15 protein-coding genes and 1 pseudogene are annotated in these 24,571 nt (G+C 52.2%); 15 read left to right on the top strand and 1 reads right to left on the bottom strand.

The features are described from left to right. Positions 1–11 precede the first annotated feature (11 nt). From typA to PHH49_05925, 10 genes are all read left to right on the top strand, one after another. Positions 12–1,856 (top strand): translational GTPase TypA, encoded by a 1,845-nt coding sequence (gene typA / locus PHH49_05970; protein ID MDD5488488.1) that lies wholly within the window; start codon positions 12–14, stop codon positions 1,854–1,856. 184 nt (positions 1,857–2,040) lie between these two features. Next, positions 2,041–11,394: an AarF/UbiB family protein gene (locus PHH49_05965; GenBank protein MDD5488487.1), complete on the top strand. Its 9,354-nt coding sequence runs from the start codon at positions 2,041–2,043 to the stop codon at positions 11,392–11,394. 123 nt (positions 11,395–11,517) lie between these two features. Next, positions 11,518–13,191: a cation:proton antiporter gene (locus tag PHH49_05960; protein MDD5488486.1), complete on the top strand. Its 1,674-nt coding sequence runs from the start codon at positions 11,518–11,520 to the stop codon at positions 13,189–13,191. 147 nt (positions 13,192–13,338) lie between these two features. Further along, a complete protein-coding gene (locus tag PHH49_05955; protein MDD5488485.1) occupies positions 13,339–14,196 on the top strand; it encodes an SPFH/Band 7/PHB domain protein in 858 nt (285 codons plus the stop codon). 39 nt (positions 14,197–14,235) lie between these two features. Continuing rightward, a complete protein-coding gene (locus PHH49_05950) occupies positions 14,236–15,519 on the top strand; it encodes a TolC family protein (protein ID MDD5488484.1) in 1,284 nt (427 codons plus the stop codon). Then, positions 15,506–16,468, top strand: coding sequence for an efflux RND transporter periplasmic adaptor subunit (locus tag PHH49_05945; protein ID MDD5488483.1), 963 nt, complete (start codon positions 15,506–15,508; stop codon positions 16,466–16,468). Before PHH49_05950 ends, PHH49_05945 begins: the two co-directional genes overlap by 14 nt. Continuing rightward, entirely contained in the window at positions 16,465–18,441 is a 1,977-nt protein-coding gene (locus PHH49_05940) for an ABC transporter permease (protein ID MDD5488482.1), read from the top strand. The genes PHH49_05945 and PHH49_05940 overlap by 4 nt, the downstream gene beginning before the upstream one ends. 18 nt (positions 18,442–18,459) lie before the next feature. After that, positions 18,460–19,137, top strand: a complete 678-nt coding sequence (locus PHH49_05935; GenBank protein ID MDD5488481.1) for a hypothetical protein — start codon at positions 18,460–18,462, stop codon at positions 19,135–19,137. A gap of 30 nt (positions 19,138–19,167) precedes the next feature. Further along, a complete protein-coding gene (locus tag PHH49_05930; protein ID MDD5488480.1) occupies positions 19,168–19,623 on the top strand; it encodes a YhcH/YjgK/YiaL family protein in 456 nt (151 codons plus the stop codon). Continuing rightward, the gene (locus PHH49_05925) at positions 19,620–20,573 is read left to right on the top strand and encodes a calcium/sodium antiporter (protein ID MDD5488479.1); all 954 of its coding nucleotides are present in this window, start codon (positions 19,620–19,622) and stop codon (positions 20,571–20,573) included. The genes PHH49_05930 and PHH49_05925 overlap by 4 nt, the downstream gene beginning before the upstream one ends. Before the next feature lie 17 nt (positions 20,574–20,590). Here the strand turns inward: PHH49_05925 and PHH49_05920 are convergent, their stop codons facing one another. After that, a complete protein-coding gene (locus PHH49_05920; protein MDD5488478.1) occupies positions 20,591–21,295 on the bottom strand; it encodes a hypothetical protein in 705 nt (234 codons plus the stop codon). A 183-nt stretch (positions 21,296–21,478) separates the two neighbouring features. On the opposite strand from PHH49_05920, the gene msrB reads away from it, so the two are divergent. From msrB to PHH49_05895, 5 genes and pseudogenes are all read left to right on the top strand, one after another. After that, positions 21,479–21,973 carry a peptide-methionine (R)-S-oxide reductase MsrB gene (msrB, locus tag PHH49_05915; GenBank protein MDD5488477.1) on the top strand — a complete coding sequence of 165 codons (495 nt, stop codon included), beginning with the start codon at positions 21,479–21,481 and terminating at the stop codon, positions 21,971–21,973. Positions 21,974–21,987: 14 nt separating this feature from the next. Further along, on the top strand, positions 21,988–22,845 hold the full coding sequence (locus PHH49_05910) for a hypothetical protein (protein ID MDD5488476.1): 858 nt from the start codon (positions 21,988–21,990) through the stop codon (positions 22,843–22,845). A gap of 97 nt (positions 22,846–22,942) precedes the next feature. Beyond that, entirely contained in the window at positions 22,943–23,338 is a 396-nt protein-coding gene (locus tag PHH49_05905) for a hypothetical protein (protein ID MDD5488475.1), read from the top strand. 1 nt (position 23,339) lies between these two features. After that, the gene (locus PHH49_05900) at positions 23,340–23,933 is read left to right on the top strand and encodes an NAD(P)H-dependent oxidoreductase (GenBank protein MDD5488474.1); all 594 of its coding nucleotides are present in this window, start codon (positions 23,340–23,342) and stop codon (positions 23,931–23,933) included. Between the two features lie 474 nt (positions 23,934–24,407). Beyond that, positions 24,408–24,571, top strand: a pseudogene (locus PHH49_05895) (hypothetical protein).

Below are 24,571 nucleotides of genomic sequence, written 5' to 3'. Positions count from 1 at the left end.
ATAGTATATTTATGACGAACCAGAAAAGAAGGAAAGACGTAAGGAATGTCGCGATAATCGCGCATGTTGACCATGGTAAGACCACGCTTGTCGACGCGCTGCTCAAGTATACGGGCGCGTATGATTTCAAGGCAGGAGAAACGACCATAATGGATTCCAACCCGCTTGAACGCGAACGTGGCATTACTATATTGTCGAAGAACGCGTCCATGCAGTATAAGGGTGTCCAGTTCAATATAGTCGATACCCCGGGGCACGCGGATTTCGGGAGCGAAGTAGAGCGCATACTTAAAATGGTCGACGGAGTGCTTCTTCTGGTCGATGCCGTAGAGGGGCCCATGCCGCAGACGAAGTTCGTGCTTAAAAAATCGCTCGAGCTGCACCTGAAACCTATACTTGTGATAAACAAGATAGATAGGCAGAACGCGCGTCCCGACGCCGTGGCGGACATGACGTTCGATCTTTTCTGCGAGCTTAACGCGTCGGAAGAACAGCTGGATTTCCCCATTGTTTACGCGTCGGGAAGGGACGGGTACGCCACGCTTGACCTGGACGAGCCGGGTGAGTCCGTAAAACCGCTTCTTGAAACGATATTGCACAGGGTGCTTCCACCGGTGGCCGATCCTGATATGCCGTTCCAGATGCTGGTCACTATGCTGGATTATGACTCATATGTCGGGCTTATCGCCATCGGCCGCATATTCCACGGAGTTATCCGCATGGCAGACCCCGTGGCGCTCGTTAAGCGTGACGGAACGGTCTTGAAAAGCAAGATCACCCGTATCATGAAATATCGTGGCCTGGCAAGGGTCGAGGTGCAGGAAGCGGTGGCGGGTGATATCGTCTCCATAGCCGGGATACCGGACGTGCAGGTGGGGGAAACGCTGGCGGATATCAATAAACCAAAAGGCCTGCCGGCCATAAAAGTGGATGAACCCACCATATCCATGAACTTTTCGCATAATACGAGCCCGCTTGCCGGTAAGGACGGGGGAAGATTCCTTACGTCACGGCATATACGTGAGCGGCTCGCGCATGAAGCCATGATAAACGTTGGGATAAAGGTGGAAGAGATCGATGGTGGGGAACGGTTCAAGGTCTCTGGACGCGGGGAGCTCCATCTGGCGATACTCATCGAGACCATGAGGAGGGAAGGGTACGAGGTCGAGGTCTCCCGCCCAAAGGTCATCATGAAGAAAATGGGCGAGCAGGTCCTTGAGCCGGTGGAGGAAGTGGTCATCGAGGTGGACAGCGAGTACCAGGGGGTCGTCATGCAGGCCCTTGGCGAGCGTAAGGCCGAAACGAGGGAGATAAGCCCGACCTCGACCGGGGGAACACGCATGGAGTTCGTGGTCGCATCGAGGGCGCTTATCGGGTTCCGGAGCGATTTTCTCATGATGACACGTGGTAATGGTGTCATGTACCAGAATTTCCTAGAGTACCAGACATACAAGGGGGAAATGCCTGAGCGTTCGCATGGAGTGATGATATCGCATGACGCGGGTGAGGCGGTCGCGTACGCGTTGTATAACCTGCAGGACAGGGGGGAGATATTCATACATCCAGGCGACAAATTATATGAGGGCATGATAATAGGGGTTAACAACAAGGGGACCGATCTTCTTGTCAACGCCCTGAGAGGCAAGAAACTTACAAATATGCGTGCTTCCGGCTCGGATGAGGCTATACAGCTCATACCGCCGCGGGAAATGACGCTTGAATTCGCGCTTGAGTTCATCGAGGATGATGAGCTTGTGGAAATAACCCCGCAACATATACGCTTAAGAAAGACATTTCTAAAAGAACTGGATAGGAAACGTATCATTCGTGATAACAGGTCGGGGAAGAACGCATAAACTATAAATATCTTTAAATATATCTATTTACCCAGGTTATGTCTTTCGCCGACAGACGAGGACGTATCCTGGACCCATCCTATTGTTAGCATCAAAAAAAGTTACAATGTAATCCTTGAAAACCCACATATATAAGTGTATATTGATATGTAAAATTAAGAAAAGTAAGAAAAATATTATGCATATGCGGAATATTATCACTGAAACAACAAAAAAAATCGTATCTATAATAACGCTTACGGCTTTTATATGCGGAAGCGTTGTGCCAGCCTATGCCGATGGAAAGGACACCTTAAGCGTACAGTCTATTTTCAATCCTCTTTCCAGTACAGAGATAAAGGATATCGGGATAATAAAGTATTTCCTATCCTGTCTGTCAAAAAGTCCGGGATACGATCATTTACGTTCGTCCGAAAGGCCCATGGATGTCAATACACGCCTCAAGGCTGAGGGTATAGACGTAAAACTGGGGTTTTCCGAGACGGGGCGGGAAGATATAGCCGGGATACTTCCGAACGTACCGGGTTCGTTCATTGTGCCGTGTTATATAAACGCGCGCGAATATTTCGCGTTCGTTTCGGAACGCGCGGGTGAAATGCCGGAAGTGACCGTTTATACCACCGAAGAGATCAAAGCCGCCAGACAAAAAGGGATAATACGCCACGCGGCACGAAAAGAAAAAGATGAACAGGATATAGCCCATGAAAAGGATATTGATACGCCACTTGCGGTAATACACGGACTGGTCCCGCGTGAGACCGAGGTCCATACCGGGGCGTCATCCATGACCATGCCGCGTGTGGATATTCTGCGCAAGGCCATTCTGAGAAGGACCGTTAAGGCCGGCATTGACGAGTTCAGGTTCTCGCCGGAAGGAGTGGACGAGAATACGGCGCGCGATATTGTCCATGCTTTGCGATCCGGTAAGGTCATATCGATCGATCTCGGTGACCTGGTTCCCGAACAATTCGATGAGCCTACGGAAGAGAACGCGGAACATATCAGGGAGACCTTTTGGAAGATACGCGCTGGCATGATGGTCCTTTCTCGGGAGATATCGGATATGATATCGCATGACGCGAGGGAGCGCGCGAAGATACGGAGGGCGGTAATAGAGCTCCTAAAGAACGCGTTCGTTCACGGGAACAAACTGGACCTGAACTACCCGATACTCATGACCGCCGGGTTTAACTTCGAAGGGAGAGTGGATGGCATAGAGGTATGGGACGCCGCGCTTGAGGCTAACCCGCATTACATATATAAACGTGAAGCCAATAAAGCGCTTCTTTTCGGCAGCCATTTGGGGATCGCCACGATAGAAAGGGACTGGAGCTATACACGCCTTCCCGTGTATTCAAGTGACAGGCGCCTGGTGGGCGCTCGCGCGGTAGCGTATGACAAAAGCACCTATCGACCGGGTCCGGGGGGCTTAGACCGGGACGACCCGGATCTCTTTATGGCCTTCGAGATAAAAGCGCTTTCCGAAGAGATAGAAGAGGATGTGCTTTCTTTCCTGGTGGATATGGGGGCTGATAATGTCCTTATAAGTGAGACGCTCAATTTCCTGGAATCGGGGCGGGTATCGCTTGTCCCCGACATGTCGGAGTTAAATATAGACATAGGAGGAAAGACCGTGACGGTGCCCGTAGAGTTCAACAGGGCGCACGCGAGTAACCGTTTCATTAATATTCCCCAGAGCGCCGAGAATGACGCGGGCGCTATCCTTGTCCACGAGATCTCCGCTAAGTGCGGGGAGACGCATGAATTCAGCAAAAAACTTGATGAACTGTATCGTCGATGGCAGGTATCCGGCCAGACAGCTCCCGAAGGCGTGCCGCAGGAGATAGCGGCGAAGATACGGACAATGCGGTTCATCGATATTTCTGGATTTGATGGCAGGGACCTTTCCTCGGACGGAGATGACGCGGAGACGGAGCAAATACTCCCCGAAGGGGAGAAGGCGGCTTTTGAGAATGTGGAGAGGATACATGGAGAGGACGTACGGGGTATAGTGGGCAATACCATCGAGTTCTTGTGGTTCATGGGTCGGGCTTTTTCCAGGATGGGCAGGATGGTGCTGGCCATACTTGGCGGAATAGGGAGGACGCTGAGATTGGAAGCCGTCCTGAACCTTTTGAGGATGGCCCTCGTGGAACCATTGCATTATGTGCTGGAACTTATCTATGATTACAGGAACGTCGACGGGATCGACGAGGTGGTGAACCGTCTTACACTGGAAAGAGGCGACCAGCTCGATGCTTTTATGGGAATAGCTCTGCAGATGCAGCACGCCCGCGGGTTGGAAAAACAAACGAACTGTATCGTGGAAGGGTTCGAGGTCCCGGATAAACTTGGGACCAAGAGGGATATAGTCGTGATGATGCCGTCTGAGAGGCGGAAAATAGGTGTTGAGGTGCAGGCCGGGGATGCCCTTACCGCGACTGATACCATCGATAAGAGAAGGCTGGTGATGTGGCTTGTAAGGCAATTCGATGAACATATGCGGGCACGCGTGGAGGAAGCGGTCAGGGCCCTTGACCTTTCCGTGTCGGGACAGGCCCATACTGGCCCCCACGGTGGCGGGTCTTTTGCGACGCCTATAGTCTTTACCATGAACCGGAACGGGCTTACTTATGAAGACATAGAGGAAGTGCGAAGACAGCTTGCCTCCGAGATAGACCGGCTGACCGGGATCCGTGACTTTTCCCGGAACATAAGGCTTGTGCCTATAACGATACCCGAGGAGTTCGCGGGCATAAACACGGCTATTGCCGGGGACGACGGACAGGAAGAACTCGAGAGCGCGAACAGCCTTCTCACTATCATTCGTGAAAAACAGGAAAAGATCTCCCGGCAGATGGAAGATGAAGCGGAGGAGCGGGTCAAGACGTATATGGGTCTCCTGGCCGGCGAGTTGAGTAACGCCCATCCCGGGGTGGATATCCCGTCAGGGCTGGTCGTTGAAATGATAAGGATGACCGATGCGGCGGATGATCCCGAGAGGGCTGTGCCGGAAGTTTTCGAAAGGCTTGAAAGGAACGGGACGCTTCGCGATACTTTGCGCGCGGTGGACAGGGATATTTTAACAAAAAGGAAAAAAGAGCCGGTACGTAATATCCATGCTAAATGGGCGAAGAGATTGATGCGCCCGGATAGCGGGCTTATCGGTAAATATATGCCGCTGGATGGCGAGGTCATTGAGTTCGTGCCGACGGGAACGGGCGGAAAGTATAAATGTGTCTTTAACGCGGAAAATATCGAGTCGGGAGGGACGGAAGAAGTTGTCTTATGGGCGGAAAAGGCGCCAAAAGGTCTGTTCGAAGGATACAGGAGAACGGGTATAGCCGCTTTGGACGAACGTATGGACGCGGCCTTGAAAAGTGTGCCGGCTAGCGGGCGTTTTGTACTCAGGGATAACCCTTACGGTATATACGGTATGGGTTACCCCGGGATGATAGCCGTGGGGAAAGCTTTCGAGAATGACGATATAGCGCTTTTCCACGAACTCGCGCATGTCGCCGGGATAGATGTCCTGCCGTACATTGGGGGAGGTTCAGCGGCCCTTGATGAATATATTTCCCGTGAAGGAAAAGGGCACAGGCGCGTCCCCGGGATGAGGACGCATTACGCGATCAGATCGTTCCAGAAAGAGATGTGGCCAGAAGACGATGCGGCATTGTCACGGATGATAGGCGGTTTGAATGCCGGGATAACCGCTCCTGGCGGGGTGTTGGGAGTGCTCAAGCGTGGAGAGACCGGTTCGGGGACCAGGCAGGTCCTGAACCGGTTCAAGGCGGATTACGGCCTGCTGGGACAGGATGCAGGTGTGATAGTTTATATCAATGGTCTGATACGGGGGATGTATCCCGATGTGAATAGTAATGACCTCCCGATAGTTGAGGTGCTCGCCTCCAGGGGGATGGGACCTAACGCCATGGTACTTGCCGACGGGCATATGATATTCAGCCCGGAATTACTTGAAATGGTCGAATATGAAGAAGAATTGATATTCGTGCTCTTGCATGAGATGGCACATCTTGACCGGGAACATTTCAGGAAAATGGATGACGCCGAAAAAAGGAACGACATCCGCGCGAAATTCGGCTTGCTGAGATATTCCGAATATGAGGCGGATGTATGCGCTTTCAACATGATGAGCGACCTGGGATACAACCCACAGGGGGCTGTTTCTTTTATGAACAGACTTAGGGCGCGTGGAGAGAACTGGGGCATGGTGCATGGTTCCAACACGGACCGCATGCTTAATATGGAGACCCTTACGTATCTCAAGGATTATAGTAATCTTTCAGGGGTGCTCGAACCTCTCCCGGATGGTTTTAGGTCTGGTGTGGCCAATGTGATGGCAGCGGGCGGAGCAAAGATAGAAAAGGTGTTGAGGCACGATACCGCCAAGGCAATGGACGCCGCAAGGGTCATGGTGATGAATAGCGACAGATATTTCGCTTATGAATGTTATAACGTTCTTCATGATCCCGCGTTGGCCAAGTTGAAGAGGATGAAAGAGGGAAATCGGGATGTAGAGGATATCAAGTTGGCCGAGGCGGTGAACCTGCAGAACGGCATGATACTTCTTGGCGACAGTATAAGTAAGATACGCGAAGCTGTCCAGGGAACACGTGTTTGCCGGACCCGGAAGGCCGACGCGGCCCTCGCAACTTTCATGGCGACAGGTATGTACGCCGGCACAGCGTTCTTGGGCCACAAGGAGATGGTGAAATACACGCGCACAGGTGCCGCGTTCTCGGATTTTTCCAGGGCCGCCGAAGCTGATCCGGCCAGGATGTTCGAAGTGCTGGAAGAGATCCTCGCAAGTGACCTATTCAGGGAAATGGACCTTGTGGTCGGTGAAAAAAGATCATTCACGTTGATGAATACGGTATTCAGGACGGCGATAGATGCCATGTATTTTGACAATGACGAAGGTTTTGACAGCCTGAAATACGCCGAAATGGTCAAAAGGATAATGAGCGCCCTGGCCGATGCCATTGGTAAGAACAAAGAGTTCTTCGAGATGGATCCTGTGGTTTTCCGTTCGGAGGAGAACAAAATATATACAAGCCTGGTATATCTCGGTCTTATGACGATGTATGACCTCGATCAATCGGGAAAAAAGGGACTTAACGTGTATCATGACACCGTCATGGATGGTCCCTTCGCGCTTGATAAATTCCTGTTCATGAAGTTGATCGAGAGGGACGGCATTGTGGATGTCCCGGACCTCAGGCGTAAGACCGGCAGGAAATTCGCGCTTCCGGCAAGGAAGGTCATGGCTGATAATGTGGCGGAAATAGCGGATTACCTTATAACAGCCACGGAATTTAACGGGATACTGGATAGATATACATTCAAACAATTGGCTGACGCTATCAAGTTTATCCGGGAAACGCATCCGGGAACGAATCTGGCGGATATGGTATTTAAAAAGGTGGCGGAAGATATACAGGTCGGGACCAATTTTTCGAGCATGAAAGAGACCAGGGAAGGGATAAAGTTCATGCTCGTTTTTTCCGCTAACGTGGATGAGTATAAGAAATATATCAGTCAGCCGTTGGAAGAGGTCCTGGACGACCAGGGAACGACTTTCGAGGATGTTGACGAGATAGCGGGTATGCTGAACGATATCGAGGGGGCGGAAGCATATTACGGGGTCAAGGCGCGTATCCGTGAGATCAACCTGAGCGTGGGTGACATAAGGAGCATGCAGATAGGGTTTCTTATCGCGCTTGATAACCAGCTGTCGAAGACCGATACAGAAGATGAGTTCTTTGGCACGCTTGAGGGTTTTTTCGATAACTATCCGATAGCGAGATATTCAGAGGCGGCGACATATATGGGGCCGCAGGAGCTGGAAGAGCATGTCCGTGGTATCCATAAACGCATACTGGCTAAGGGCCTGTCTTTCGTCAAGGGCAGGAACATAGAAGATATGACCCCGGTTGAGATAAAAAGACTTTATGTGTTGAGTTTTTTCCAGTCGGATATTTTTGTGATGAGCATAGTCCAGGAATATCTTCTCCTCCGGCTGGTAAGGACGATGAGTTTCCGCGAGGCCCTGGATCTTATGGAACAGATATCCAAAAAGCACAGGACAGCGGATATAACCCAGGCCTGGGAATATCTGATCGAAGAGAAAGCGTCGACAGTGGAGGAAATGGACGAGCTTGAAAGCAAAATAATAGACGTTTTCAGGGGAGAGAACGGAGGGGACTTTTTCGGTGAGGCCGGGACCGCCGTCGGGGTCGATGCCGCGTTCGAGAACATACTGAAGGACCAGAAAGTACTTTTAGAAGCGCTTATGGAAAGTGGCAAGAGCGACGCGGCGCTCAAGAACTATCTCTTAAGGAAATGGATGGCCGCGCTCGGCAGGGCCATGAACCTCAGTTACGCCAAATACTACGCGGGAGAGACCACTAAGGAAGATATGGAGAAATGGGCCACACAAAGTCCTTACGGAGGAGCGAATATCCCGGGATATTATCCTCTTAACCGTGTGGTCGAGTCTTTTCTTCGCCTGGGGAGGAAAGGCAAATACCTGCTTCTAAGAAAACTTCTTACTGGCCGGAGTGGTATCCTTAAGGAACTGTCCGGGAGGAAAAGGCTCCTTGAGATGTTCCTGGGGAATAATGTCGTTTTCGGAGAGGAAGAGACCGTGCTTAAAGGAGTGCTCGAGAGTGTGCTCAATGAGTTCGTGGCTAGCGCCGGAGAGGACCAGCTATATTTCGCTTTGAACCCCGTGATCATGTCGCGCATTGGTATGCCACCGGCTGTGCCGACACCATGGCAGAGCGTGGAGGCTTTTAGGCAGGAAATAGATGGGCGTCTCGAGTACCCGGAATTTGAAGAAGTCGACCAAGTCCTGAGGGAAGAGGCGCTCTTGGACGCGGCGTACGATGAGGAATTCGGGGAAGAAGACCTCATAATGGACTCCAATGATCGGAGGAAGAAGTATATAGCGGAAGCAGAAAAAGAAAGACCGGCCAAAGAGGCCATGGAAAAAAGGCTTCTTACATATATATACGGATACGCGCCGGGGAACGAGGGTTTGGAAGAGATAGATGGCCTGTTCCTCAGTATCATGCCGGAGGGAGTGATAGATGGCGAGCGTGAGCCGATGACGGGTGTGGGGCTCATACTGAACATCGCACAGAGGCTGGGTAGCCCGGGTGTGCGGTTCCTCCAGCTCATGGGGCAGTTCATAGACCTCCCGGCCGATTATGAAAAGGAATTCTCGGAAGTGTATGATTCCATGGTGGGGCAGTCGCGGCTTACCGCATACCAGACGATAAAACGGGAGATGCCGGGATATGCCGCGCATATAAAGAGGTTCGGCCGGCGTTTGGGGGGCGGTTCGATAATGACCGTATACGAGGTCGAGCTTGACGACGGCAGCGTGGAGGTCGTGAAAGTGAGGAACCCGAACGCGGAATATTTCGCTAATGAGTCGCTGAAGCTATTGGAAAAGGTCATAACGGCCCTTGCGGAGAATGACGACAGGTACCAGCAGGTGCTTCCGCTCCTGGATGACGTCAGGGGATGGATAGAGCGTGATCTTAATGACCCTGATTATGGTGAGGAGGATGTGGAATTCGCCGAGGTGAACGAGGGGTACCGTCCGCATGGTTTTGATCGCAGCATTTATGTGCCGGCGAACATCGCGAGTGGATCGAAATATATGATACGTGAGCCTATGGTCGCCGGTCATAACCTGACAAAGATAGACGAAGCGGGATTGGACGCGGAAGACAGGAAAGAAGTAGCCTCACTTATAGTGCGTAATTATCTCGACCAGATAAAGGGCAGTATCTTAAAGGGGAGGACGCTGGTGCATTCCGACGTCCACCCTGGGAATTTCCGCGTAACACCTGACGGAAGGGTGGCCATACTCGACAGGTCGGCGTATATCAGCCTGAGCCTGGCCGAAAGGTTCATGATAAAACGATTGAGTGATGCCGGGAGCATGGAAGAAAGGCTGGATATTTTCCTGGACCACGTAAGCGGGCAGGAAGGTAATGAACAGGTTAAGGACAAAGCGCAAAGGGCCGCTATCAGGACAAAACTGCTCTCCGGTATAGATGAAAAGGGGAGTTTCGAGGCGAACGTGCTCGAGCTTCTTATAGGGATGAAAAGGGAAGGGCTCAAGGTGCCGCTCAAGATAACGCTTCTTATTAAGAACCTCCAGGCGCTCAAGAAAATAGCTCTGGACGCAGGATTTTCTTCCCTGGAGGAAGCGGCGGGTTATAAACCGCCTAAACGCGAACGTTCCGCGTCCAGGGATATAAAAGGGTACTTCGCGTATGACAGTGATGCCATGGCCCGCGACATCATAAGCGGGAACGAAATGGTGGAGCTGTCCTATGAAAAAGGGCGTCTCAGGGCATGGCGTATAAAAGATATGGGCGACGCGTATATGCCGGGAGTCACGCCGGAAAGTGGATACAGGGCGGAAGAGATAGGGGTGTCCTCAGTGCTTACGCGGGAGGAGGCCGATAGTCTTATGGAATGGATAACCACCCATCAACTGCCTGACGGGAAACCGCGGGTAAGGCCCGGACAGCATGTCATGTTCCGGGTGGCCATGGGGCGTACGGCGCTTAAATGGCAGGATGACATGGAGCATTCCAACATAGCGCACGCGGGGTATCGTGACAGGTGCGTGTATATAGGACAGGACCTCTTGAAGTTCGTTCTTGCCGCAGACAGGAAGGACCTCAGGCAGGATATCCTTACGGACGATGAGTTGTGGCATCTTTCCGCCGAAGAGAATACGGAACATCCCGACGCCGAGGCCTATGGGAAAAGGAAACAAAGAGTGTCTGAAATAGTGGGACTGATAGAGCTCAAAAAACGGAGGATGGAAGGGGTAAAGACCCGTACCGTCCAAGCCGTGACCAGGATGGTGGGCGGCATCTATGACATGGCCATGAGCCGCGCGGAAGAAGGCCCTGTGCTTCTCGCTATTGATGAGGACCTGGGGACCGAATGTACCGCGAGTTTCGTAAGGCGCGTGATAGAGGATATTTGTGATATAAAGAAGGATGAAAGAGTGAGGCGTGTGCTTGCCAATATGGTCATTATAAGCGGCAGGGGTAAGTCCCTTGCCGGTAGGGTGGCCAGATACACCGCGGACGGTAAGGATGGGGTAAAGGTCGAGAAAAAGAACGTTATCATGATAACTACCCCGGATAACGAACCGAATTGCTCGGACTTTTCCTCCGAGGCCGTGATAACGTTCGTGGATTCGTCCAGGCTCGAATTCATGGATTATTATCCCGTGGTGGAAACGGTGCTTTTTACTCTTGCTAAAGCGCTTTACTACGCGGGAGTGCCTGGATATGACAAAGATTCCCTTTCCGGCATAGCGCGTGAGATGAGCATAGAGATATCGGATGGAGATATCGTGGAGATGCTGATCGACGCGAGGAAGATAACCATAAGGCTCAAACCGGCCGAACCCTTCGAGTACGATGAGCTCAAGGACATATATGAGAACATAAGGCAATTCCTCGAAGCGGCGTAACGCCTACGGGTTTTACTTGAGGACGGGGGCCCGTGGAGGTATAATTACATTTTATTGAATGATCCCGACCCGACGGCTTTCCGCCGGAGTTGATCTTAGTCCAAAATCAAAAAAGGCTGACAAATGGAAACTGTTAATATTGGCATTCTGATGCTCCTGGGTATCGGTGTGTTCGGTGGTATCCTGGGGGCGTGGGTGTTCCAGAAGCTCCGCGTACCGCAGGTGGTAGGGTATATTGTCATCGGTATCCTCATAGGGGAGTCCGGGCTGCATATCGTGAAACACGCGGATATGGTCAAGCTTGAATCGTTCAACTGGTTCGCCCTGGGTATAATAGGTTTTCTCGTGGGTGGAGAGCTTCACGCCGACATTTTCAGGAAATACGGCAAACAGTTCATGGCGATACTTTTCGGCGAGGGTTTGCTGGCCTTTATGATGGTGTCGGTCCCCGTGACACTGATAGTGCAAAGTATCATACATGCCTGGGCGCCGGCGCTGGCTTCCGGCATAGTTTTCGGCGCTATCGCGTCGGCGACGGACCCTGCCTCAACGGTCGAGGTGTTGTGGGAATATCGGACACGCGGGGTGCTGACGGCGGCCCTTATCGCCATAGTGGCCCTTGATGACGCCCTGGCCATGACACTTTACGGTATAGGTACGGGTGTAGCCGGGATGCTTACCGGGGGCACTGCTAGCCTGGGCGCGGAAGCGTTAAAGATATGCAAAGACCTTTTCGGGTCCATACTGCTTGGCGCGATGAGCGGGTTCCTCCTGGAGTTCGCCATGAAGACACTGAGCCAGAAGAAAGAACGAATGCTGGCGCTTGCGGTGGGAACGCTGCTTCTGGTAATAGGGTTCGCTGATGTCATAGAGATGGACGTCATATTGGTCACCATGACCATGGGGATAGTGCTGGTCAATCTCGCGCCGAAGACCAGCCAGGAGCTTTTTTCCCTTGTAAAGAATTTCTCCGTACCTATTTACGTGATGTTCTTTGTGCTGGTCGGGGCGCGTCTCGGTGTAGCTAATATGCCGCTCTGGTTATGGGCTATAGTACTGGTGTATGTGGCCGGCCGAAGCATCGGCAAGATAACGGGCGCCTATATAGGCGCGAAGATATCAGGGGCCCATGAGAACGTGCAGAAGTACACGGGTATCGGTCTTTTCTGCCAGGGGGGTGTCGCGATAGGCCTTTCGATAATGGCAAGCACGCATCTGGGGAACATAAAGGTCACGGATACAATGTCGTTGGGGGATATGGTCATATTCGGGGTGACCGCGACGACCCTGATAGTGCAACTTATCGGGCCATCCCTTGTCAAGTGGGCCGTAAGTAAGGCCCGTGAGACCGGCCGGAACGTGACTGAAGAGGACGTTATCGCGTCGCTGCGAGTTAACGACGTCATGGAAAAAGAGGCGATACCTATCCGTGAGAACAGGAAGATACGCGCAGTGTTCGAGATGTTCTCGAATAACCCGTTCCTTGTGTATCCGGTCACGGACGAAAAGGATAAGGTAATAGGCGTAATTACGCTGGATAACCTCAAGGAGATATTGGTCGACCACGGCTGCTGGGACTGGATGGTGGCAGGCGACGCGCTTCTTCCCATGGAACACAGGATACCCTCTTCATTGCCGCTTGAGTCCGCGCTAGCGTTCATGGGCGAACAGAAAATAGAACAGGTGCCTGTAGTGGACGACGTGGACGGGACCCACCTTGCCGGTATGCTTGACCTGCGGAACACGAAAAAAGCGATCGAACAGGAACTTATCAAGCGCCAGACCGAAACCGGATAGATGTCTTCCCGGAAGAGACATCGGCATAATGGTTTCCACAAATAGTTTCATGCGATTTCTCCCCGAAAATGGTATAATCATGCGAAAGAGCAGATCATTATCCTGATGTTTTGAACGGTAGTTCTATGGTCCAAGAAGGGGGGTCCTATGTCTATTTTAAAGATCGTATTGCTGGTGGCGGTCGTGATATTTTTCCTGGGGATAAGGATAGTCAGGCCTACGCACAGGGGACTGGTAGAAAGGCTCGGCCGGTATAACCGTCTTGCCATGCCGGGGTTCAACTGGGTCATACCGATAATTGACATGATGTACCTCGTCAACATCACTGAACAGATGGTGGATGCCGAACCACAGGAGATAATAACAAATGATAATCTTAACGCGAGGGTGGACGCCCAGGTCTATTTCAAGGTAAGGGCCGACGAGACCAGCGTAAAGAATTCCCAGTATAACGTGAATAATTACCAGTGGCAGATAGTGAATCTCGCGAGGACGACCCTGAGGAACATAATAGGGACGCTTACGCTCAAGTCCGCCAACAGCGAAAGAGGGAAGATAAATTCCGAACTCCACAAGACGCTCCTTGAGGAAACGAGCAGTTGGGGCATAGATATAGTGCGTACCGAACTTAAGGAAATAGAGCCTCCCAAGGACGTGCAGGAGACCATGAACAAGGTCGTCAAGGCGGAGAACGAGAAAGTGGCCGCTGTGGATTTCGCTACGGCTACTGAAACGGCCGCTGACGGGGCAAGAAGGGCCGAGATCAAAAAGGCTGATGGAGTGAAACAGGCCAAGGTGCTTGAAGCCCAGGGCGAGGCTGAGGCTATACGTCTTGTAAATGAGGCGGCTGAGAAGTATTTTGTGGGGAACGCGCAGGTATTGCGGAAACTGCAGGCTGTTGAGAACGCCCTTAAGAATAACGCCAAGATAGTGGTGCCGTCGAATGCGGAGCTTGTGAACGTTGTCGGGGAGATGGCGGGGGTCCTGCCGCTGGATAGAAAATAATGGAACTTTTTACGGGGACAGATCGTTATATATATATACATGAACAAAAAGATCACCTACACATTGCTGGTATGCGCTTCCGCGGCGGTCTTATGCCTTGTAAAAGGTGTGTCGGCCGAGGATAGAGGCGCCCTTACATGGAAGGACTGTGTGCTCGAGGCTATCGAGCACAATCCGGACCTCGAAGCGGCGTTCGAACGTATTAAGCAGGCCAAAGCGGACAGGGATATCGTCATAAGCGGGGCCGCGCCACAGGTAACGGGAAGCGGATCAGGGTCCAGGTCCAAAAGCTCCGGCCGCAAGGAAGCCAACAGTTTTTCCTATGGCGTAACAGGGCAACAACTTGTCTTTGACGGGTTCAAGACCTCCAGCGAGGTAAGCGCCGCCATCAAGACCATGGAAGCCGCGCGTTATGACCTTGATGTAGTGTCTTCCGACATAAGGCTTAACCTAAGGGACGCTTTCGCCACGCTTTTGAGGGCCCAGGAACTTGTCGGGCTTACCGAGAACATAGCTGAGAGGAGGAAACAAAGCCTTGAGCTCGTAAGGCTCAGGTATAAAGCGGGCCGGGAACACAGAGGCGCGCTCCTTACCGCGGAAGCGGATCTCGCGCAGGCGGAATTCGAGGTGGCGCAGGCCGAACGGAACATATCCCTGGCGCAAAGAGGGCTCATTAAGGCGCTGGGACGAGAGAGATTCTCCCCAATTAAGGTCCAGGGGGATTTTCAGGTAAAGGAAGTCGGGCGTGTCAAGCCGGACCTGGAGAATCTCGCAGATACCACACCGTTACTTATGGAGCTCATTGCCCGCAAAGAAGCCTCGAAGTTCGGGGTCATGTCGGCGGAATCGGATTTTTTTCCACAGGTATATCTTAATACTTCGCTGGGGGAGACGGCGTCGGATTGGCCGCCACGCAAGGAAGAGTGGTCGGCCGGAGTGTCGGTATCGCTCCCGATATTCGAAGGAGGTAGCCGCATAGCGAACGTGGCGAAAACGAAGGCGAAGCTAAGGGAATCCAGGGCCGATGAACGCAGTGGGCGTGATGGTGTCCTTCTCACCCTGGAAGGGGCGTGGAAGGACCTGCAGGACGCCATGGATAGCGTTTCCGTTAAAGAGAAATTCCTCCAGGCCACACAGGAACGCGCTAAGATAGCCGACGCACAGTATTCTACGGGGCTTATATCTTTTGATGACTGGATAATAATCGAGGATAATCTTGTTAGCGCCAAAAAGGATTTCCTGAATGCCCAGGCCACCGTGCTTACGGCTGAAGCCACATGGGTGCAGGCAAAGGGAGGGACTCTGGAATATGACAAAAAATAAGTATTTGGTCATTGTCGCCATATTAGCGGTCACGGCTGTTCTTTTCGTGATAATGGGGATCGGGAAAGGTGGTGGTAACGACAAGGTCCAGATAAAGGAAATACATCCTTTTACGGGAAATGTCTCGGTCACAGTGGTAACGACAGGTGTTATAGAGCCGCAGAACCGCCTTGAGATGAAACCGTCCATCAGCGGCCGTATAGAGGATATACTTGTCCGCGAAGGGGATAAGGTGAAACAGGGGGAAATACTCGCGTGGATGAGCTCAACCGAAAGAGCGGCCCTTGTGGACGCGGCCCGCGCCCAGGGGCAGGAATCGCTTGACTATTGGGAAGAGGTCTATAATGAGACCCCGTTGGTATCGCCTATAAACGGCGAGGTGATAGTGCGCTCGTTCGAGCCCGGACAGACCGTGACCACTTCTGACGCCGTCCTTGTCCTGTCAGACCGTCTTATCGTAAGCGCGCAGTTCGACGAGACCGACATCGGCAGCGTCAAGGTCGGGCAAAAAGCCGTTATAACCCTCGACGCGTATCCGGATGTTAATATAAACGGCGCGGTCGACCACATAGCCTATGAATCCAAGTTGGAGAACAACGTTACTATTTACGACGTGGATATAGTCCCGCAGGACATACCGGATTTTTTCCGTTCAGGGATGAGCGCGAACGTGGAGGTCGTGGAGAAAGAGGCCAGGGATGAACTTCTTGTCCCGGCGGACGCGGTCAATGAGGATGGCGGGCGTAACTTCCTGCTTGTAAAGAGCGGGAACGATAACAAGATAGTCGAGCGTGATATTGAAACGGGTCTTTCCGATGGGACGAATGTTGAGGTCGTATCCGGTCTATCGCCCGAGGATATCGTGATCGTGAGAGAAAAAGCTTATGTTCCCCTAAAGGCTAAGGGCGGGGCCAATCCATTCATGCCGCAACGCGGGAAGAACAAATGATAGAGCTCAAGAACATATCCAAAAGCTACAGCACCGGCACGGTTTCGGTGGACGCTTTAAAGGATGTCTCCCTGAGCATCGCCCCGGGTGAGTTCGTGGCTATTATGGGTCCCTCCGGGTCGGGGAAATCGACGCTGCTGCATGTGCTTGGTTTCCTGGACAGGCCTGAATCCGGGACATATAAAATATCAGGTAAAGATGTCACGCGCCTGTCTGATGATGAACTCGCGCTTTTGCGTAACAGGCTGGCCGGGTTCGTTTTCCAACAGTTCCACCTGCTCCGCAGGGTCAGCGCGCTTGAGAACACGGAACTTCCTCTCATATACGCGGGCGAAAAGACCATCAGGGAGAAAGCCCATTCCCGGCTGAAGGATGTAGGCCTGGCGGAAAGGGAGATGCACAAACCGAATGAGCTTTCGGGCGGAGAGCAGCAAAGGGTGGCGATCGCGCGCGCTCTTGTGAACGATCCCGTGATAATATTCGCGGATGAGCCTACGGGTAACCTTGACACGAAAAGCGAAGAAGAGATAATGCGTATACTGAAAGCCCTGAACGATATGGGCAAGACACTGATAATGGTCACGCACGAGAACGAGGTGGCGGAGCACGCGAAAAGGATCATCACGATGCGCGACGGGCGCATAGTATCCGATGAGCGCAAGTGTGATACCAGTACACTGCCTCTTCCCGGTATCATGCGCGCGGAAGGGACCCCCCTTGATAGCGCGTTCTTATGCAAGCATACCGCCATGAAAAGTATGGAACTTGTCGAACATGTGCGCCAGTCCTTCCGCGCTATTTTCGCTAATAAGGTGCGTTCCTTTCTTTCCGTGCTTGGTATACTTTTCGGTGTTGCCGCTGTAATAGCTATGCTGGCCCTGGGGGAAGGGGCCAAGGAGTCGATAAAAGAGCAGCTCAAGACCCTCGGTTCCAACCTTCTCTATATACGCGCAGGATCGGCCAAAGTGCATGGCGTATCCCAGGCGGAGGGGACCATCGCCCGTTTTACTTTCGGTGATGTCCAGGCTATAAGGGAGTTGGGGCCCGTGATCGCGAGGGCCAGTGGTTACGTCACGGGCAGCGGGCAATTGGTGTACGGGAGCGAGAACTGGAACACGAGGATAGAGGGAGTAGGTGTTGAATACGCCGGAATGCGCGCGTCGACGCCCGAAATAGGAAGATGGTTCAGGAGTGAAGAGGTCGTTCGCCGGGAGAAGGTCGTTATACTCGGGACTACTGTCGTGGAAAAACTTTTTGGCGACAAGGATCCCGTAGGGGGAACGCTCAAGATAAACCGTATTAATTTCAGGGTGATAGGGATAGCTCCCCCGAAGGGGGCGGGCGGGTTCCGGGACCAGGATGACGTGGTATATATACCTATAACGACCGCCATGTACAGGGTGCTTGGGAAAGACTATCTGGACGGGTTGTACGTCGAGGTCAGCGACTCGGCTTCTACGGATGATGCCGAGGAAAAGATAAAGGCTCTTATCATAAAGCGGCATCGACTTTATAAAAATGACGAGGACGCTTTTAATATACGTAATATGAGCGAGATACAGGAAATGCTGACCAGTACCACGAAGACCATGAGCCTGCTCCTGGGGTGTATATCGGCCATATCGCTTCTTGTCGGGGGTATCGGCATAATGAACATAATGCTGGTGTCGGTCACCGAACGCACCAGGGAAATAGGGTTGAGGAAAGCCATAGGGGCCAGGAGGAAGGACATAATGGCCCAGTTCCTGATAGAGGCTGTGGTAATGACCCTTACGGGAGGCGTTATGGGTATAGCCCTGGGGACGCTGACGGCGTTTTCGTTGTCGGGGATAGCGGGATGGGCTACCAGGGTCTCATTGTACAGCGTGATATTGGCTACCACGTTCTCCATTGCCGTTGGTGTAGGTTTCGGCCTATGGCCCGCGCGCAAGGCGTCCGAACTTAACCCCATAGAGGCGTTAAGGTATGAATAGCGCGAAAGAAGGATGGGCATGAAGACCAGGAGGAAGGGTTTTATCCCGCTGTTAGCCATGGTTATTGTCATCGTGGCCGTTTACGCGGTATACCAGAGATATGCCGGGGAGACGACAGCGCTGAAGCGGATAATATCACGGCTTGAGGCGGATACGCGTGTGGCCGAGGTGCTTGTCACCTCGAGCGAACTCGATAAAAGTACCGGGAAGACCAGGACTACCATTAAGTTCCTGGAATATGACGCTTCGGGTGAGCCAATGAAGCCCAGGTATTTCACCTTTTCGGGTAATATCATACAGTTCCAATCGCTTGTCGCGCGTTTCCAGGACCCTTTTGTGCGCGGTGGGGACAGGTTGCGCGGCAAGAGCATATACCTTTTCTGGAAAATATTCATGCTCGACGGGAAGAACACGGAAGAGTATGAATTGACCGCGCTTTCCGGCGTGCCTGACGGGTATAAACTGCCGGATGACAGCGCGGGCAGGATGGAAAAGGAGATCTGGGAAAATTTCTGGAAATGCGCGCTTGACCCTAAAAAAGCGGCTAGGACAGGCGTAAAGAACGCCCAGATAGAAGCGCCCGGGACCCTCTTCGTTCCAGGTGTCGTATACACGATCAAGATAGAGAATGACGGTGGGATGAGGATAGATGCGTCGCCCATCCCCGCGGTACTTAAGGGGGAACGTATATCCTGATCGACGGTATGTTACTTAACGGGAGGGTTCATGATACTGTGTTCGATAGCGGACCTTTATAAATACTGTGATATGGACCCGGGCCTGGCGATGGCTGCTGAGTTCATCGGCTGTGAAGACCTGGATAGTTATGTCAGTGGGAGACATTTCATCGATGATGATGTGTATGTTATTATCGAAGACCAGGTCGGGAAAGGTACCAAAGGGGCCAGGCTGGAGGCACACAAGCGATATATCGATATACAGTTCTGCCTGGCAGGGGAGGATACCATAGGGATAAAACCGGTAGCCGAATGCGGGGAGCCGACAGAGCCTTATAGCGAGGAAAAAGATATCATGTTCTTCCCGGGGGAAGCGACGGAATGGGTGACCGTAAACAGGGGAACGTGTGTCGTGATCTTTCCGGAGGACGCTCATGCCCCACTTGCGGGTAACGGCCCGGTCCGGAAAGCTGTCTTCAAGGTGCGGGACAGGAGGATAGTATGAACGCGGTTTTGCTGGTCTTGGGGTTTATGGTCCTTATAAAAGGGGCGGATATCCTTGTGGACGGGGCATGCCTTCTAGCAAAGAGACTGAGGATATCAGATCTCGTAATCGGGCTGACCCTGGTGGCGTTCGGGACGTCGGCGCCTGAATTTTTCGTTAATATCATGGCTTCCGCAAAGGGCGCTACCGATATAGCTTTGTCGAACGTTGTAGGCAGCAATATAGCCAATGTTCTCCTGGTATTGGGCATAGCGGCAGTGATATACCCGCTTGAGGTCGGGAAAGGCACCGTGTGGAAAGAGATACCGCTCAGCCTTGTGGCTGTGACGCTGCTTTTGCTTCTTGTTAATGACGCGATCATAGATGAATCCGCCGTCTCAGCTTTGACCCGGATAGATGGTATGGTATTCATTCTTTTCTTCGGCCTGTTCCTGTATTATACGGCCGGGATATCCAAGGATATAAAAGGTCTTCCGACACCGCCGGATATGGCCGTTGGGTATACCAGGATAGCCGCTATGGTGTTGGCCGGATTGGCCGGGCTTGTGCTTGGAGGGCACTGGGTCGTAACGGGGGCCGTGCGGATAGCTGAACATTATCATATCAGCCAGTCGCTTATAGGGCTGACGATAGTAGCTGTTGGGACATCACTGCCGGAACTGGCCACATCGGCGGTAGCGGCATATAAGAAGAACTCGGATATAGCAGTAGGCAATATAGTCGGTTCCTGTATCTTCAACATATTTTTCGTGCTGGGAATAAGCGCGCTTTTGAGGCCTATACCGTTGAGCGCGGGTGGGAATGTTGACATTTCCGTCGCGCTTATCGCCGCGGTGATGTTGTTCGTCTTCATGTTCACGGGTAAGAGGCATAGATTGGATAAATGGGAAGGCATGGTCTTTGTCGGGGTTTACCTGGCTTATATCATCTTTGTCATAAAACGTGGATGAACGGACCGGTATTGTCCTCAAAAAGAGTAAGATATGCCTGTCGAGAACGCCGTTTCATCGAATAGACGCAACTCGGCGTTAAGTCGTAGCCTGTCGCCGGGCAGGCATATGTCCATACCGCCGATAAAACCTACATGGTCTTCCGAAAAACGCCGTTTTTTATCGTGTTTGTTGGTCTTGTAGACTATTTCACAGTCTGAAAGTTTCCCGCCGGCGTAAAGTGAGGCATAACGAAGGTCTTTTACCACAAGCGCGCTTACCTGCCAGTCATCCAGGAACGATTCATATTTATTGTTCCCGTTAGTCGTGTCCTGCGGATGGACGCTGATATGTTGCGCCCCGCCTATTATCCGTATCCCGGAAGGCCTGTGGCGGAACAGCTCCGCGCGAAAACCATATCCACCAGCGAACGCGGTCCTGTACTCGAGATCGGGAAGAACGGGAGAGTTCCTGTGACGGATGTCCCCTATGCCTATCTTACCGTCGAGCGCGAGCCAATCGAAGATGCCCAGCGATACGGTGTAGAAAAGGTCCTGTGTGCGCAGTTCGCCGTAAGAGCGTTCGATGTCCCTTCTATACATGATGTTATACTCGATACCGGCTTCGGCGCGTCCTTTTGGCACCAGGTGTGAGCCGTTGGAAGGGCACGCTTCGGTCGTTGCCGGGAAAAATGCCAGCGAGATGAGCAGGGTATATGCTATGAGCAGGTTGTTCCGGTCCATATATCGATCGATTATATGCCACATTTACCCTAAATACAATCCATAAACGTATGTGAAAAAACAAGGAGGTTCACGGTGCATATGCGGTATAATAACATTATGGGGAAAGCGTTGTTTTCGGGACAGCATATATGTTCTGCCGTGGTTATTCTCTCGTATATGGCGATGGCCGGGGGGTGTATCATGAAAGGGGAAGAAAAGACGGGGAAGGGTGACCAGCCTTGCGCTCTACCCATGGATGACGCGAAGCTTAAAGAACTGCTTTCCCCGGAACAATACCGGGTCATGAGGGAGAACGGAACAGAAAGACCCTTCCTCAACGAGTACTGGGACAATAAGGAGCCGGGGATATATGTTGACGCCATTACCGGGGAGCCGCTTTTCAGCTCAAGGGACAAATTCCAGTCGGATACGGGGTGGCCTAGTTTCAGCAAGCCTATAGGGAAAGATCATGTCGTGGTAAAGGCCGATACCAGTCATGGTATGGTCCGTGCCGAGGTAAGGTCTGCCAGGGGAGATTCGCATCTCGGGCATGTTTTTAATGACGGGCCGGGTCCTGCCGGGCTCAGGTACTGCATGAATTCCGCCGCGCTAAGGTTCGTTCCACTGGAGAAGATGGCCGATGAGGGGTATTCGGGATACCTGTATCTTTTTGATGATCGGAAGAACGACAAATAGGGAGAGGGTGGGAAGTGTTCTTAAAGATGTTCTCCGTTCAACATAGCCCCGGCAGGACCTGTATCGTCGTCTTCATCACCGCTATTTTTTTACTGTGTTGTTCCTCCTCGGACGCTCTCCTGAACCAGGATAAAGGTATATGGGAAGAATATAAAACACCTCATTTCGTGGTCTATTATGATAAGGCCGTTCCCAGGCAATATGTGCTTCAGGTGGGTGCCAATTGCGAGAATTACTATAAAAGTATAGCCGGCAAATTGGGTTTTGTACGGTCGGATTTCTGGTATGGAAATGACCGGGCCGAGGTTTTTGTTTACGCTACCCAGAGCGAGTATGTCGAGCATGCGCGCGCGGCGGCATGGGCCGGGGGGCACGTGTTCTCGAAGCAGAAAGAGATACGTACGTTCCAGTCGGATGACGCGTTCTTCGATAATATCCTGCCGCATGAACTGGCACATATGATATTCCGGGAGTTCGTGGGATATACCACGCCCGTTCCTTTGTGGTTCGAGGAAGGGTTCGCTTGTTTGAACGAGAAGACGTTCATCGAGAGATATGTGTTGCCGGGGGCGGAACACGTTTCAAACAAGGGTCTGTTCGTCCCGGCCGAGGAGCTCAGTATGCTGAGCCCGTCGAGGGTGGACCCCCCGATAGCGTTCTATCTCGAAGCATCCGTGATAATGTTCTATCTGGCCGAAGGGTGTGGACGCGGTAAGCTCAGTAAATTCTGTAAGGCCCTCAGGGACCGGGTCCGGTTCGACGACGCGTTCGAAAAGATATACCATATATCCTCGTTGAATGAATTGGGGGTCGAGGTAGAGGGGTATTTCAAAAAGAACAAAGTGACCGGGAGCGAAGAGATATACTGGTAAGAGGTTTTTCCCCGCCGATCGGATAATATATTTGCCTTGACCATTTCAGGGGTGTAAAATAACGGTAATATACGTACCTTGACCGAAGGAGGCGGATATGGCCAATATGAGCGAACGCGTTGGATTTATAGGTGGAGTGGTCGGGACTATCATAGGGATGTCATTGTGGATAATCATCCTGGGAGTGGTGGTCAAGTCCCCCGTAGCCATAATAGGGGCAGCCGTGTTCGCGCTTTCCTGCGCGTTGATCTCTCTTAAATTGTATGACATGCGGCCTGACCGGAAGTTCGCTATCGCCGGTATGGCGGTATTGTGGCTTACGGTCGTTAACGCGCTGGCGATCGGATATTTCATGCAAAAAGTGCCAGGGTACGCGAACATTTCAAGTTGTGGTCCCGGGTTCCTTGCTGTGGCACAGATGCATTTTTTCATCCTCATAATGGTGGTCCTGGGTACGGGGCTTATCCTGAGAGATATATTCGATAAAGGGTAGTATGGAAATATCCGTAATATTAGCCCATCCTGACCAGAACAGTTTTAACCACGCTATCGCTCGAGTCTGCCTTGATGCCCTTAAGGACCTGGGACATATTGTTAGTTTCCATGACCTGTACGAAGAAGGGTTCGATCCATTGCTTCGCCTGCCTGAAATACCACGTACGGCATCTCTGGACGGTCCGACCAAAAAGCATTGCGACGAGATATCCTCCGCCGATGGGATAATCATAGTACATCCTAATTGGTGGGGACAGCCGCCGGCTATACTTAAGGGATGGGTGGACAGGGTACTGCGGCCCGGGATAGCTTACGAGTTCATGGAGGGTGACACGGGAGAAGGCGTTCCAAGGGGATTATTAAAGGCCCGTTGCGCGTTGGTGTTCAACACATCGAACACGGTATCCGAGAGGGAAGCCAGGGTTTTTGGCGATCCACTCGACGCGATGTGGAAGAAATGTGTGTTCGAACTTTGCGGGGTCGCCAGGACCGAAAGGCGTATGTTCAACGTGATCGTTACCAGCGACCTGGAACAGAGGAAAAGATGGCTTTCAGAGGTCGCATGTCTGGTGAGGGATAGTTTCCGTAGGTAACTCGCGTGATGACGTGAGTTGACGAAAAGGAGGTGCGCGGTGAATGGGAAGCTGATGAGGTGCGCTGGTGTTGTCTTGAGCGTTTTACTCTGTTGCCCTCTTGGGGTGTTCGCCCAGGAGGAGAGTAGCGGGACGGATTGGAAGGAAGAAATAGGTTCAGATAAACAAGCCATAAAAGAACAGAAGGCCCAGATCAAGCAGGACGCCGAAGCCGCCAGGAGCGAGGAGCAGGCCTTAAGGTCGCAGATACAGGAAGCTGTGGCCGCGGGAGACAAGGAGACGGCTAAGCAGCTACGTGAGCAGTTGCATGCTATGCACCAGGAGAACCTGCAGGAACGCGACCAGAACAGACAGACCATGCGGGAAGCTAAGCAGGAATTCAAGCAGGACAAAAAAGAAGCCAGGTTAGACAAAATGGACAGGAATGACGACGGTACGGTGGATAGGAAAGAAAAAATGATGGAAAGAAAGTGGGATAAAGACAATAACCCTCCGGGGCCGAAAGGCGGCCCGGGCACCAATTGGGAGAACAAGCCGGGACCACAGGGCGGTCCGGGTGCCAGTCCGGAGGTGAGGAAGCGAGATAACGACAATAACCCTCCGGGGCCGAAAGGCGGCCCGGGCACCAACTGGGAAAA

This window comes from Candidatus Omnitrophota bacterium, from assembly GCA_028715965.1.
Lineage (GTDB): Bacteria > Omnitrophota > Gorgyraeia > Tantalellales > Tantalellaceae > JAQUQS01.
This window is presented reverse-complemented; position numbering and strand designations above follow the sequence as displayed.